Genomic DNA, 13,860 nt, shown 5'->3' on the forward strand with positions numbered 1-13,860 from the left:
ACTATTTTATGGTGCTAAATTTATAAATTGATTTTGTGCTATAGGTATCTCCAGGATTTAATATCGTAGAGGGAAAATTCGGTTGGTTTGGGGAATCTGGGAAGTGTTGTGGCTCTAAGCAAACCGCCGTACGGAAGCTATCTGTTTTTCCAGATTTTAAGGTCACTTTATCACCCATAAAATTACCACTGTAAAACTGTATACCTGGTTCCTGGGTATAGATATCCATGATAATACCCGTCTGATCTCCTGTTAAAGTGGCTGCATGATTTAAACCATCAACCTTCGTTCCATTTAACACGAAATTATGATCATAACCCTTGCCATAAGCCAATTGTTGATTATCCTGATCAATATCTTTACCAATGGTTTTTGGAAAATTAAAATCAAAAGGCGTGTCTTTCACACTTGCTAACTCCCCTGTAGGGATAAGCGTGCTGTCTACAGGTGTGTACTGATCTGCAAAGATGCGAAGATCATGATTTAAAATTGACCCTGAACCTTCACCATTCAAGTTAAAATAAGCATGATTGGTTAGATTAATCACGGTTTTCTTATCACTAACCGCTTGGTAATTAATATGCAGTTCATTGTCATCTGTCAAACTGTAGACAACCTCAATTTTGATGTTTCCAGGGAATCCATCTTGCATATCTGGATGGGTATAGCTAAATGAAACTACCTTATCATTTACTTGCTTAGCTGTCCAATGCACAAAGTGCAAACCTTTTTCACCACCATGTAAGGTATTAGGTCCATTGTTCACAGACGTCGAATAGCTTTTTCCATCTAGGCTAAACTTTCCATTGGCAATTCTGTTTCCAAATGGGCCTACAATAGGTCCGAAATAAGGTTCAGCAGGATTATTATAATCAGCTACATTCTTAAATCCTAGTACCACATCTGTTAAAGTTCCTAATCGATCAGGTACCCAAAGACCGACAATCCTTGCACCAAATTCAGTTAGATAAGCTGTCACGCCATTACTGTTTTTGATTTGATACAGTTTAGCAGCCTTGCCATCAATATTAGCACCAAATGCGACTGAATCAAGTGTAACTGTATTAGAATCCGAAGTGTTTGTTGACTCCTTTTGCTTTGTAGACTGCTGACATGCCAAAAACGGCAAGAGCAGGGCAAAAAGAGATAGGTAGGTTAATCTTCTTTTCATAATTTTAGTTTATAATAGAAACTAATATACTAATTCTGAGCCATTATCTGTTTTGACGAAAATCGGCGTAAGTTCCAAATCAAAAGCTTCTTGGTACAATGGGGCTAATTCGTCTGCCCACTGTTTACCATATCCTTTTTTCACGATATTAATAGTACAACCACCAAAACCGCCCCCCATCATTCGAGCACCTACTACTTCGTCCTTCTTTTTTGCTTGATCAACCAAGAAATCTAACTCCTTGCAGGAAACTTCGTATTCATTACTTAAAGCATCGTGGGCTAAGAATAATTGCTCTCCTAATGCGGGAATATCTCCAGCTATTAAAGCATCACAAGCTTTATTTAAGCGCTCATTTTCTTCGATTACAAACTTGCCTTTATTGAAGCTGTCTTCATTAACTGGTTTCACCAATTCCAAAAGCATTTCCATAGTCACATCCCTCAAACTATTAACTTCAGGATACTTTTCTTGTATTAAAGCTACGGCTGTCTCACAGGACTGCCTACGGTCATTGTATGCCGAAGATGCTAAAGAATGTTTAACATTCGTGTTAAGCAATACCACTTCATAATCGCCCAATTCTAAAGGTACATAGGTATAGGAAAGATCTCGGCAATCCAGTTTTACTACATTGCCCGCTTTACTAAGAATAGATGCAAACTGGTCCATGATACCACATTTCACCCCTGCATAGGTATGCTCTGCCAATTGACCAATTTTTGCTATTTCAACGCGATCTAATCCAAGATCATATAAATTGTTCAATCCATACCCAACTGCACACTCAACTGCAGCAGAAGAAGATAGACCAGCGCCTAGAGGCACATCCCCATCAATAAAGAGATTAAACCCGGTTAAGGGTAAACCTCTTTCTAAAAGTTGGTTAACAACCCCTAATATATAATTTGGCCAACCTTTATCGGTTGGAGCTAAAGATTGTAAGTCCGTATGATACGATTCCTTAAAATCAGCAGCATAAAGATGGATTTCTTGATCATCACGTTTTCCCAGAGCAACATAAATGGCTTTATCGATAGCTGTTGGCAATACAAATCCTTCATTATAATCCGTATGCTCTCCAATAATATTAATACGACCAGGTGATTTTACGACTAAGTCGGGTTCCTGATGATAAATAGCTTTGAATTGATCGCTTAATTGTTGTCTTTCCATTAACGGTTAGCTCCTTCTTTATAATGTATAGTTGATTGATTTCTGATGGTTTCAGCTGCCATCTCTGCTGTAATATCGCGTTGAGGATTGGCTAACATTTCATATCCAACCATAAATTTCTTTACGGTTGCCGAACGAAGCAAGGGCGGATAAAAATGCATGTGCCAATGCCAATGTGCTTGTTCGCCTAAGTTTACAGGTGCTTGATGCATACCTGCTGAATACGGAAATGAAGTGTTAAAAATATTGTCGTAACGCGTAGTTAACTCCTTTAGTGTTTTTGCTAAATCTTCGCATTCCTCTTCAGTGAATTCAGCAATATTTGTAATCTGTCTCTTGCTGATGATCATCGTTTCATAGGGCCATGCTGCCCAAAAAGGGACTAAGGCTACAAAATGCTCATTATCAATAATTACACGTGTCTTTTCACGCAATTCCGTATCCAAATAATCTGATAAGATGGATTTTCCATGTTTATAAAAATAAATCTTTTGTTGCTGATCCTCTTTTTCGATCTCTACGGGCAAGGTGTTTTGTGCCCATATCTGACCATGCGGATGCGGGTTACTACATCCCATAATAGCACCCTTATTTTCAAAAATCTGAATATAGTTTATCCATGGAATTGCCGCCAATTCTTGAAACTCCGACTTCCAAACCTCAACCACCAATTTAAGATCTGCAATGCTCATCTCTGGTAAAGTGAGGTCATGACGAGGAGAAAAAGCAATTACCTTACAGATTCCTCGTTCTGTCTCAGCGATCAAAAGGTTATCTACATTGATTTGTCCATCGGGACTATCCTTTAACAAGGCTGAAAAGTCGTTTACAAAAACAAAAGGCTCCGTGTATTTTGGATTCTGATCACCATCTGCACGTCCATTTCCTGGACATAAGTAGCACTTCGGATCATATTCTGGTCGGTTATCCGGCGCAAGGTCTTCCACCTGTCCCTGCCAAGGACGCTTACTCCGATGTGGAGAAACCAATACCCGTTCACCAGTTAGTAAATTCAATCTAGTATGCGGTACGTCATTTATAGCGAACATAGCGTGCGATTATATTAATTTAGGTGCTCTAATATACGAATCCAATTGTAGTTAAAAAGCAAAGAGGTGTACTTTTAACACGTTATTTTCGTCCTTTATCTAAAACAATCGATTGTTTGCTAAACATTTATTCCATACGCAAAGAAGATGCTATCAAGGTTTATTGATGAATTTATATATCGCGATCAATTACCTAGTAATTACAGTAGGTTTCGTAATAGGTTTAAGGTTTGCAGTTCCGGGGCCTATTCTTGGCCAGCCATCTATCCACTGTAATTCATCTAAAAAGAGAATTCTTCGATTGGTTTTATTTCCGATACGAGGTTGCTTCTTTTCTATCGCATGGTAATAGATCCACTCTTTTCCTTTATCGTCTAAAACCACAGCAGAAGTATGTCCGGGTCCAGCTATTTCACTGTTACCTGCCAAGACTAATGTGCCATTTCCTCGTTCTCGGATATCCTTTGCATCCTTATCCAAATAAGGCCCTAATAGTTCTTTTGAACGTGCCACTAATACATGGTACTGGCTCTTTTCACCTTCACAACAAGAACCTTTTGAACCAAAGAAATAATAGTAGTCTTGTTTTTTATAAATAGTTACAGCCTCAAAATCACCAGCTGCTATTTTTGTTTTATGCTTAGATTTTAAAGATTTACCATCCTTTGTCAATTCTACAGCAAAGGTTCCCTGTTTATTGGAATGATCAAAAGAGCCCCAAAAAAGATAATTCTTTCCATTATCCTGAATAAAGAAAGGGTCGATAGAGTTGGGCACATCTATTCCTTTGGAATCGAACAATTTTCCTTGATCTATAAATGGCCCATTCGGCTTGTCGGCAATTGCCAAACCAATCCCTGGATTTGGGTCTCCCCAGGTAGACATGGAATAATAAAGGTAATAGCGTCCATTCAATAAGTTAATATCCGGCGCCCATATACTACCTGCCTTTTTCCATGTTGGCTTATCCGAAAACGCAGAACCCACGTATTTCCAATTAAGCATATCTATAGATTCCAAGATGGGAACAAACCGAATTCCTTGATCATCTCCCCAATTGACTTGCGTGCCATAAGCATAGAAGAGTTTACTTTTTGGATCTCGAATGACAGTAGGATCAGCTAGAGCGGTAGCAAATACCGGATTATTGAAATAAGTAGTTGAACTTGTTGCGGCTTGTTGAGTTTTATTTATTCCTGCACAAGAAGCACAGAATATAATCAGGGGTATACATAGGCTAATTAGCCATACAGGCGCATCATATTGTTCGGTTTTCATAGGTTTAAAGCTGACTATTAATTTCTTAGTCTAAGCAAGTTAATAAAAAAATAAGTATCTTAGTATAAACCAAAGTATTAACCGGTCTCTTGAAGATAGTTATTGATCTCAGCTGACCTTATTTTAACAAACTCATGAATCTGCTTGAAAAGGAGTTTTTCGGCATTGAGCATCGCATAAAATCCGGCAATCTTAATCTGCAGGACATTGGAGATATCGTTCCTGCATCACTTATGCTTCATCATGTAGATGGGCTTATGCCAATTGGCTGTTTTTACATGAACGCATGGGGCTGTTCAAACCTTGGCTCTTCAGCTGAGGAAGTCAATGCCCTGGGGGAATCCTATTACGATAAATACTTTATTGCTGAAGAATTAACATTACATCGTGATGGTATTGCGAAATATTTAATGACCGGCGATTTTAGCACACAATTCAACTTCTTTCAACAGGTAAAGCTATATGGCAAAAAAGAATATACCTGGTTCTATACGGTCTGTAAATTAATGGCCTTCAACGGTTCAAAAGGTAGTGCACAAAATCTAGTTTTCCTGTCTTCACCTATCCAAGGAATTGATAATATTACCGAACGTATGCACCGGGTACTGGAACTTGACAAATATATTCAAGATAATTATTGGAAGTTCAACCAATTGACCAAACGTGAAAAAGAGGTCATCAGCCAACTAGCCAATGGCAAATCCAACAAACAAATAGCAGATGTTTTATTTCTCTCCAACCATACGGTATCTACCCATCGAAAAAACATCATCCGGAAACTAGATTGTAACTCCTTTGCTGATTTAATGCGGTTTGCAATAGCGTTTAATTTGGTAGATGGCCAATAGTATCGTAGTCTAAGGACTTATTTATTGGAGTATTTCCCTAAGGGATTGACATTGCCTTTCTCTGTATTTTCTTCCATATTGCTTCGTGACTCTTAAGGAATTTCTTAGGATTTGATAGGGATCTCCTTCGGATCTCGTTCGGTCGGAACCGAACGAGATCCGAAGGAGTTCCGAACAAGTTCCGAAGGAGATCCGTTAGAGTCTCGAATCCAACCCCTAGGAAAGACGATGAGACTACAGACAAAAGACAACAGATTTTAGACCTAATGGTGGAATAGAAAAATTGGTTTTACAACTCAGAACGAAGTGAAGAGTCTCATCTCACTCCCCCTCAAGACTCCGTCATCACGAAGCTTGCTGAGTGAACTATAAACTATGCAAATCAGAATAGTTAATTTATTGGATGTGAAACGGTCGAAGCATGCTTCGACCCTACGGTTAAGGGTAATAAAAAATAATAAAATCACGATTGTTTGTAGGGTCGATGCATGCATCGACCGCACTAAAATATTCTTTCTACACATCTTTAAAGCAATTCTGCTTTCTGATGCCTGAACTCTGTTCTCTTTCAAAACAAAAAACGGGCGGACATTCCGTTCGCTTTTGAACGGGATGAATCCCTTATCTTCAAGCTCTCTCAGTACCGCCCCTACCTAACGTGCTATTTAGTTGGCTCGATATTAGGCGTTTAATAGCACCCACGCGTAGGGGCAGTACTTAGCGCAGCGGAATGTCTGCCCGCCTCAAAAAAATAGTATTTAGTAGATAGACCTGCAAAGTCTGTTATCTACCATCTCCCCTCTCAAACATGGTCACAGGTTTCAATTCTTCTGTTGGTTTTTCAACAATACGGTCAGGGAAAAGGATTCCATAAAGGTGGTCTACCTCATGTTGGAAAATAACAGCTGTAAATCCTTCAATATTTTCTTCGATGATGTTTCCTTGTTGGTCAGTATATTGCAAACGGATTGCGTAGCTACGTGGAACTTCCTGACGAAGGTCAGGAATAGAAAGACAGCCTTCCGGGCCAATGCGTTGTAGTTTGGATCGCCAAAGTATCTTCGGGTTGATATAAAATTCAAAGGGTTCATTTGCTTTATCAAAGCGCTGTACCCATATTGCATTTTTATTGATACCGACCTGTGGGGCAGCAATTCCAACACCCTTATATTCCGGATCTTGTACCGTTCGTAGCATGCGATCTGCCAACAATTGCAGCAAAGGATCATCATGCTTGATATCCTGTGAAGTTTTCTTTAAAACAGCCAATTCTTGTTCATTGGTTGTTTGAAAAACATGCATGATCTGTTCTTTATTGCCAGATTGAATGATCTTCTTTTCATCATCATTAAATCCTTTCATATTTTCTTTATTCACTGGTCTTTCGTTTTTAGGTCCATTGTACTTTTGTTCTCCTGCTTCTATTGATACGTTCAAGTTGTTCTCTTGAGGTGGCTGCGGACAACGGTAACCGTTGCTATAAGCACAATAGGGGTTATAAGCATAATTGAAATCAATAGTCAATTTACCATTCTCTATGTTGCTGCTTTTTAGATCGATGTATCTTCCGCCTTCATAAGTACTCTTTCCATTGGTCAGATCCATAAACGGAAGAAACAAATGGTCTTTGTAGATGGGATTTTGAAATAATGCCACACTTTGATAAGCAGTCAACTTATATTCCTTACCAAACAGTTTGAAATGAAGCAGGGCATAACGTTTATACTCGTTGGATGTACCATCGTAAGTAGGCATACGGAAGCTCGGCTCATTGAAAAGCAGTTCTACTTCAGCCTGAACCTTATAATTAGCATTCGGGGCAAAGTAGTTCAAATAAGCAATTTGATTCTTCCGCAATGGTCCAAATTCGTCCTTAGTAAAAGCTGTGGCAGCTTGCTTACGATGTGCCAATAATTCGGCGGAATAATCTTGAGCTTGTACCTTACTGCTACAGATGAATAGCAGTACAATACCCATGGTTATCAAAACGTTTTTCATGATACTCAAATGTATTGTTTTTTTGAATGGTTTGAAATGGGAGAGTTCTAAGTTTAATCGTATTTTTGTCTGAAAGCGGAAAAAGATGAGAATAATGGCATTTGATTATGGGACTAAGCGTATGGGCATTGCGGTGACAGACCCTTTGCAGATTATAGCGACTTCCCTAACGACCATACATCCCACAGAGGTTTGGGACTTCTTAACGGAGTACATGAAAACAGAGGGAATAGAAACTTTTGTCGTTGGTAAACCTCGGCAGATGGATGGCACCCCTTCTCAATCTGACCAACATATCGTTGGTTTTGTCCGCAAATTAAGAAAAACCTATCCCCAGATTAATGTGGTGGAAGTTGATGAACGATTCACTTCTAAAATGGCTTCAAGAGTCATAATTGAGTCGGGAGTAAAGAAAAACAAGCGACAAGACAAGAAGTTAATCGACACGGTTTCAGCAACCATTATCCTACAATCTTACCTGGAAAGTAAAGCATTTTAATATGGCATTAAAAGACATTCAATTCTTCACTGAAGATATAGACTTCAATATTAAAGAGAAGCAAAAACTGAGAACCTGGATTGGGGAGACCATCAAAGCAGAAGGTTTTAATCGTATTGGTGAACTTAGCTTTGTCCTTTGTTCCGACAGTTATCTATTAGAGATCAACAAGCAGTATCTTAATCACGATACCTATACGGACATTGTAACATTTGATTCTTCCGAAACGGAGGATAGCATTGCGGGCGATATATTTATTTCGATAGAACGTATTCAAGAAAATGCATCCAAGTTTAATGTTAGTGAACGGGATGAATTACACCGTGTGATTATTCATGGGGTTTTGCATTTATGCGGCTACTATGATAAGAAAAAGGAAGATAAGACCCGAATGACCGAGATGGAGAATTATTATTTAGGGAAAAGATCCTTCTAGGACTAACCATAAAAAAGGCGATTCATTCTTTGAATCGCCTTTTTTATATGCTTTTTTTGCCTTTAAGGCTTAGAAACGTTCGAATTGAGAGAAGAAGAAGTTACCTTCGATTTCTGCATTCTCATCAGAGTCAGATCCGTGAATAGCATTTGCGTCAATAGACTTCGCATATTTGTTACGGATAGTTCCTTCTTCAGCTTTTGCAGGATCAGTAGCACCGATTAAGGCACGGAAATCTTCCACTGCATTGTCTTTTTCTAAGATTGCTGCAACGATAGGTCCTGAAGTCATGAAGTTTACTAAATCTCCATAGAAAGGACGCTCTTTGTGCACTGCATAAAAATTACCCGCATTTTCGTTGCTCAATTGAATGTACTTCATTGCAACGATTTTAAATCCGCCAGCAATAATGTCGTTTAAAATAGCACCAATGTGGCCATTTGCTACCGCATCCGGCTTAATCATCGTAAAAGTTCTGTTAGTTGCCATGTTTCTTAAAAAAATTTTTTGCAAATGTAATCATATCTATCAATTTTCAGAAATCTCTTGAAATAAAGCATCAAGAGTTTCCGCTATTTTGAAGGGAAATATTGCCGATAGACACTATCAGGCATCAATTTTTTTAATCGAATAAATTGATTGTTATAAGATTGGAATTGCGTAAATCTATCCTTAGCATCCTTTCCTGCATCAGCCTGAGGAAGAAGATCTTCCTCCAATTCCTTACTTAAAAGATAAGCTTGTTTTTCATGAACATGTATATCTGTATATACAAAATCAATTTGTTGCGACTTACTTTGCATCATCGGTATACCCATTCCCTTTTTACCTGCACCAATGCCTAAGCCCTTGCCTATCCATGTAACTTGTGACGGTGTTTTTAAGCCGTAGTTATTACGGTAAAAAGCCAATAAGCTTGGTGCTACATCAAAGTGACTGACCAATTGGGGAAATCTCCGTTTTGTTTTAAGTAATGGTGAGTAGATGACCAAGGGAACATGAAATCTGTCAATTTTACTCTGCAATGGAATTTCAGGCATACTATGATCACCAGTTATCACAAAGATGGTATTGGCAAAATCAGGACGTTTCTTATAGGCTTCAAAGAAATTTTGAAGAGCATTGTCAAAGTTGAGAACAGATACCAATTGTTTTTTATTCTCCAATGCAAAAGCACGCTGTTCCTTACTCAGTTTAGCTGTTTGGAGTCTTTGATCATACATGGCCTCGAATTTTGGGGCATCATTAATCAGAAATGGATTATGCGTTGAAAGGGTTAAAGCAACATGGAAATAAGGTTTACCAGCAGGAAGATTAGCCTTGGACAACATATCAAAAACCGCTTGATCCTCATATCCCCAACTTTCTCCTGTTCCCGATGGTAATTTTCGATAGGACTTCGGGAAATTAGCCTCTTCCGTTATATTATCTATTTGGCTTGCCTCCAGGAAATTACTCATAAAGTCAAAGGAGGCATTACCTCCATAAAAGAAGGCTGTGCTGAATCCCTGACTGCCTAGGATATTGACTAAATTAAAGTTTTCAGGATAAGTAGATTGTTCTAGGAATCCGGACTTACCAAAAGGAAGGGAACCTAAGATGGTAGGCAATACAGAGAAAGTTCGACCAGAGGAACTTAGATTCTGATCCCATACTAATGAACTATCTTTTAGACTACTGAGAAATGGTGTGAAATCACCAATATATCCCTTTGGATTGCTGTAGGCATTTCCCAATCCTTCAATGATTAGAAACACCAAATTGGGTGTTTGATTCGCCTTATGGAAAAAAGGTCCTAAATAATCCTCTGTTTTTTCCTCTTGTAAAAATGGATAATCTGAAGAAAGTACATTAGTTTGATCATCTCCGTCAAAGAAGTTCTCTTTGACCTCTGAGATTAATAATTCTGTATTTCGATTGAAAAAATAGCCTATTTTACTCCTAGCGGCAGACTCAGCAAAATCATCGGTCTTGGATGATCTAAATTCTCCTGAAAAAGATAAAAAACCAATAGAAAGTAGACCTATTAAAAGAAGACCAATAGCAAAAGGCACAGAGCCTTTCCATTTTTTACTTAGCCAATTAATGGAAAAGTACAATAAGCCAATTCCTACTACTAATGCTGTTATAGTCATCCAATTCCATACGCCACTAGCCTCCAGGATATGGATTAACTCTTCTTTGGAATAATAAAACAGATCAATTCCCAATAAATTTCTAGAGGTAGCAAAATAAAAGGCTAATAACACCTGTGCAATCACAAAAGCTGTTACCAAAACATTCAGTATAATCTTGGCAAGAAATTCATTTAAGAAGGAAACCAAGAAATACAGGAATCCAAATAGAAGTAAAAATGAAAAACCGAATAAGAGGTTATTGCCAAGTACTAATAAGAATGCTTGAAACCGTTGAAGATCTTTAGCAGCCCCTGAATAGAGCAACCACTCCATACCGCTGATTAGGAAAGTTAAAATCAGGAATACAGTTGCTACCGGAGCAAAGTGCTTGAGTAGGTAAGCAGCATAAGCTTTCGCTCGCTCCTTAAGGCTCATTTCCTCGTTTGGTGAAAATCCTTGACGAACCATTTCTCCCCAACCTTGTTGCTTACGGAAATAATCGAGCATCCCCTTAAGCCCAGCAAAGACCACTAAGGGATGAAAATAGAATGGTTCAACTACAGCTGTTAAAATCAATCTTCCTAAGTCCTTTTGCTTCGAATACACCTGTTGGCTCATGATATCCACAAATACCGCATAGACAGAATACAAGACACTTGAAAAGATTACCAAAGCCCAGAGGGCAAAAAAGAATGGCCAATTTAGAATACCGAACAGCACGAATAACCAAAAGACGATATAACCGAGAAACTCAATTAAGGGGCCTAAGAATTCGAAGAAAAACCAATAGGGCAAACTGACCATGCCCAATTTTCCATATTTCGGATTGAACAGCAGTTTCCTATGTTTCCACAGTGTCTCCATAGTTCCCCTCATCCATCTATTTCTTTGCTTCCGGAGGATTTCTTTATCCTCAGGGACTTCGGTCCAACAGAGTGGATCAGGAATCGTTATCACCTGATGATCCAGTCCATTTTCGGTCATATACCTTCGCATGCGTACGACAAGCTCCATATCCTCGCCAACAGTTGCTGAATCATATCCACCACAAGCCAAGACAATCTCTTTATCAAAAGCACCAAAAGCACCAGAGATCAAGATCAAACCACTGGCTCTTGACCAAGCCATTCGTCCCAATACAAAGGCTCGAATATATTCCAAAGCTTGACTGCGACCTAAAAGGGTTCTAGGAAGTTGAACTTCCACAACTTTACCATGCGAAACTTTACAATTATTAGCTAATCGAATAACCCCACCACAAGCAATCAATCGCTTGTCTTTTTGTTCCATGAATGGTTTGGCAAGCTTAAGGACCGCATCTTGCTCGATGATACAATCTACATCAATACAAACCAAATAGTCACATTTAGAAACATTAATCCCAACATTAAGTGCATCAGCCTTCCCTCCATTGACTTTATCCACTACGATAAGTTTTCGGAATGCTGGATTTTTACTCTTATAGACTTGCTTAATATCCTTTGTTGGAATTCCTCCAGGTATTAGATAATTAACTTTTTCCAACTGATAGGCTTCCACCAATCGAGCGATGGAATCGTCCTTTGAGCCATCATTGACAATGATGATTTCCAATTTATGGTAGTAGATGGATAATAAGGATCTCACATTCTCCACAATGGTCATTCCTTCATTGTATGCCGGCGCAATAATACTAAAACTAGGAGCATTCGGATCCGATGCAATGATGGAATAATCCGTAAAAATATTGCCTTGCTTATATCGGCGTACAGCACCAAAAGAGAATAGGGCTATCCAAGTGTATACACTAAAAATGCCTATCGAATAAAGTAAAAATAACCAAATAATGATATCGTAAATAATCTTTAAAACATCATTCATATTTATGCTGTAACGTGTGATTTAAAATGTGTAATGTTGGATCTTCCAGATGTAATTGTCTCTGCAATTCAAAAAGATAATTCATTTGCCCGAGTGTGACTAAAGTTTCAACGGATTTGATTTTTAGACTTTCATCAGTATTTTGTGTCAACTGCTGTTTTAAGAAACTTATTTGGTCTAGTGCTCTACTGTCTCCTAATCCTGTCATAATCGCCAGTTGCTCTCGTTTATTGGCCTGATGGAAGTAAGCTAATAATCGAGTAGAGCTATACGATTGTTCAATACTAAAGATGGTTTTGATGACCTCCTCATGTAATTTTGCAGATCCTGTACCTAAAAGCGTAAAAAGATCTTCATGTAGGGCAAGCAATTGAAATTTTCGAATAAGCTTCAAGCATAATACCTGCCCCGATTCATTGCTGCTATTCAACCAACTGCGGAGTCGATCTATCCCATCTGTTGGGAGTGCAGTAATGGAATTCAAAATGCGCAATTGCTGCCAATCAGAAAGCACAGAATCTAACTGGTCCATAAATGCCAGTCCATCAAAGCCTTTAAATGATACCATGGCGTATTGTACTTCTTGCACAACCTGTGGATGGTAATGGTTAATCTTCTGTTCTATTTCTGGAAGTGCTTGACGATCCTGCATCACTGTTAATGCCTGTATTCCACGCGCTATCAAATGAGAAGAACGGCTTCTCAATAGATTATAAGCTTCTTGATCCAAACTATAGCCATCATAGATTTTTAATAATGTTTGTATGGCAGCCCCAGAGAACTTTCGCTCTGAGGCAATCAATAAGCCTAGAAAAAATCTCCTGAAATTCTCTTGTCGCATTAAAGCTTGCAGCTTAGAATCAAGCTGAAGTTCATCTACAGGCCCTAGCATCAGTTGCTCCAATAAATAAGCTTCAATCTGCTCCTTCCATTGTTGTCTATTCGCATGACTGCGATATTCCCGAAAACTGTATAACAGCAAACCGATGATAAAGAGGAAAATCAAGATCAAACTGACCAAGATTCCCAATAGCAACTCATGTAAGGTTAATGTCGCAAGCATACTTACCCTTTCGCGATCAGTCGATTTACCCGAATTATTAATTCATTTGGGCTGAATGGTTTAATCATAAAATCCGATGCTCCCAGTTCAAAAGCCTCTAAAACAATATTCTCTTGCCCCATGCTAGAAAGCATGAGGATAGGAATTGGATTTGTTAATCTTTTAACCTCTGCCAAGAGTTCAATCCCAGAAGCGAAGGGCATCATAATATCACTAATAATCAAGTCGATTCCTCCAGCTTGTATCAGCGATAATGCTTCCAAGCCATTTCTCGTCAATATGACTTCAAATCCTTCTTTTTTTAGTTTATGAGCTATAGTTTGAAGGATTAATTCATCATCCTCCGCTATCAACACCACCATCTT

General features: G+C 38.6%; 12 protein-coding genes. 3 read left to right on the forward strand and 9 right to left on the reverse strand.

Annotated elements, in window-relative coordinates:
• Window position 1 precedes the first annotated feature (1 nt).
• The 4 genes from ABD676_RS16185 to ABD676_RS16200 all read right to left on the reverse strand — a co-directional run bounded on the left by ABD676_RS16185 (window position 2) and on the right by ABD676_RS16200 (window position 4,674).
• The gene (locus ABD676_RS16185) at window positions 2-1,171 is read right to left on the reverse strand and encodes an aldose epimerase family protein (RefSeq protein WP_344675780.1); all 1,170 of its coding nucleotides are present in this window, start codon (window positions 1,169-1,171) and stop codon (window positions 2-4) included.
• A gap of 21 nt (window positions 1,172-1,192) precedes the next feature.
• On the reverse strand, window positions 1,193-2,347 hold the full coding sequence (galK, locus tag ABD676_RS16190) for a galactokinase (protein WP_344675781.1): 1,155 nt from the start codon (window positions 2,345-2,347) through the stop codon (window positions 1,193-1,195).
• Window positions 2,347-3,396 (reverse strand): UDP-glucose--hexose-1-phosphate uridylyltransferase, encoded by a 1,050-nt coding sequence (locus tag ABD676_RS16195; protein ID WP_344675782.1) that lies wholly within the window; start codon window positions 3,394-3,396, stop codon window positions 2,347-2,349. The genes galK and ABD676_RS16195 overlap by 1 nt, the downstream gene beginning before the upstream one ends.
• Before the next feature lie 189 nt (window positions 3,397-3,585).
• Window positions 3,586-4,674 carry a family 43 glycosylhydrolase gene (locus ABD676_RS16200; RefSeq protein WP_344675783.1) on the reverse strand — a complete coding sequence of 363 codons (1,089 nt, stop codon included), beginning with the start codon at window positions 4,672-4,674 and terminating at the stop codon, window positions 3,586-3,588.
• 134 nt (window positions 4,675-4,808) lie between these two features.
• On the opposite strand from ABD676_RS16200, the gene ABD676_RS16205 reads away from it, so the two are divergent.
• Entirely contained in the window at window positions 4,809-5,522 is a 714-nt protein-coding gene (locus ABD676_RS16205) for a LuxR C-terminal-related transcriptional regulator (protein ID WP_344675784.1), read from the forward strand.
• A gap of 783 nt (window positions 5,523-6,305) precedes the next feature.
• Here ABD676_RS16205 and def read toward each other — a convergent pair.
• The gene (gene def / locus ABD676_RS16210; protein WP_344675785.1) at window positions 6,306-7,520 is read right to left on the reverse strand and encodes a peptide deformylase; all 1,215 of its coding nucleotides are present in this window, start codon (window positions 7,518-7,520) and stop codon (window positions 6,306-6,308) included.
• 85 nt (window positions 7,521-7,605) lie between these two features.
• Between def and ruvX the strand changes: the two genes are divergently transcribed.
• Together ruvX and ybeY are read left to right on the forward strand one after the other, a co-directional pair.
• Complete coding sequence (gene ruvX / locus ABD676_RS16215; RefSeq protein ID WP_344675786.1) at window positions 7,606-8,019, forward strand: Holliday junction resolvase RuvX; 414 nt, start codon at window positions 7,606-7,608, stop codon at window positions 8,017-8,019.
• A 1-nt stretch (window position 8,020) separates the two neighbouring features.
• Complete coding sequence (gene ybeY / locus ABD676_RS16220; protein WP_344675787.1) at window positions 8,021-8,455, forward strand: rRNA maturation RNase YbeY; 435 nt, start codon at window positions 8,021-8,023, stop codon at window positions 8,453-8,455.
• Window positions 8,456-8,524: 69 nt separating this feature from the next.
• On the opposite strand, the gene ABD676_RS16225 is transcribed toward ybeY, so the two are convergent.
• The 4 genes from ABD676_RS16225 to ABD676_RS16240 all read right to left on the reverse strand — a co-directional run bounded on the left by ABD676_RS16225 (window position 8,525) and on the right by ABD676_RS16240 (window position 13,857).
• Window positions 8,525-8,944 (reverse strand): nucleoside-diphosphate kinase, encoded by a 420-nt coding sequence (locus tag ABD676_RS16225; RefSeq protein ID WP_344675788.1) that lies wholly within the window; start codon window positions 8,942-8,944, stop codon window positions 8,525-8,527.
• An 83-nt stretch (window positions 8,945-9,027) separates the two neighbouring features.
• Window positions 9,028-12,432, reverse strand: coding sequence for a sulfatase-like hydrolase/transferase (locus ABD676_RS16230; RefSeq protein WP_344675789.1), 3,405 nt, complete (start codon window positions 12,430-12,432; stop codon window positions 9,028-9,030).
• Complete coding sequence (locus ABD676_RS16235; protein ID WP_344675790.1) at window positions 12,425-13,495, reverse strand: hypothetical protein; 1,071 nt, start codon at window positions 13,493-13,495, stop codon at window positions 12,425-12,427. The genes ABD676_RS16230 and ABD676_RS16235 overlap by 8 nt, the downstream gene beginning before the upstream one ends.
• 2 nt (window positions 13,496-13,497) lie before the next feature.
• Entirely contained in the window at window positions 13,498-13,857 is a 360-nt protein-coding gene (locus tag ABD676_RS16240) for a response regulator transcription factor (RefSeq protein WP_344675791.1), read from the reverse strand.
• Window positions 13,858-13,860 lie beyond the last annotated feature (3 nt).

The organism is Sphingobacterium kyonggiense (assembly GCF_039536825.1).
GTDB lineage: Bacteria > Bacteroidota > Bacteroidia > Sphingobacteriales > Sphingobacteriaceae > Sphingobacterium > Sphingobacterium kyonggiense.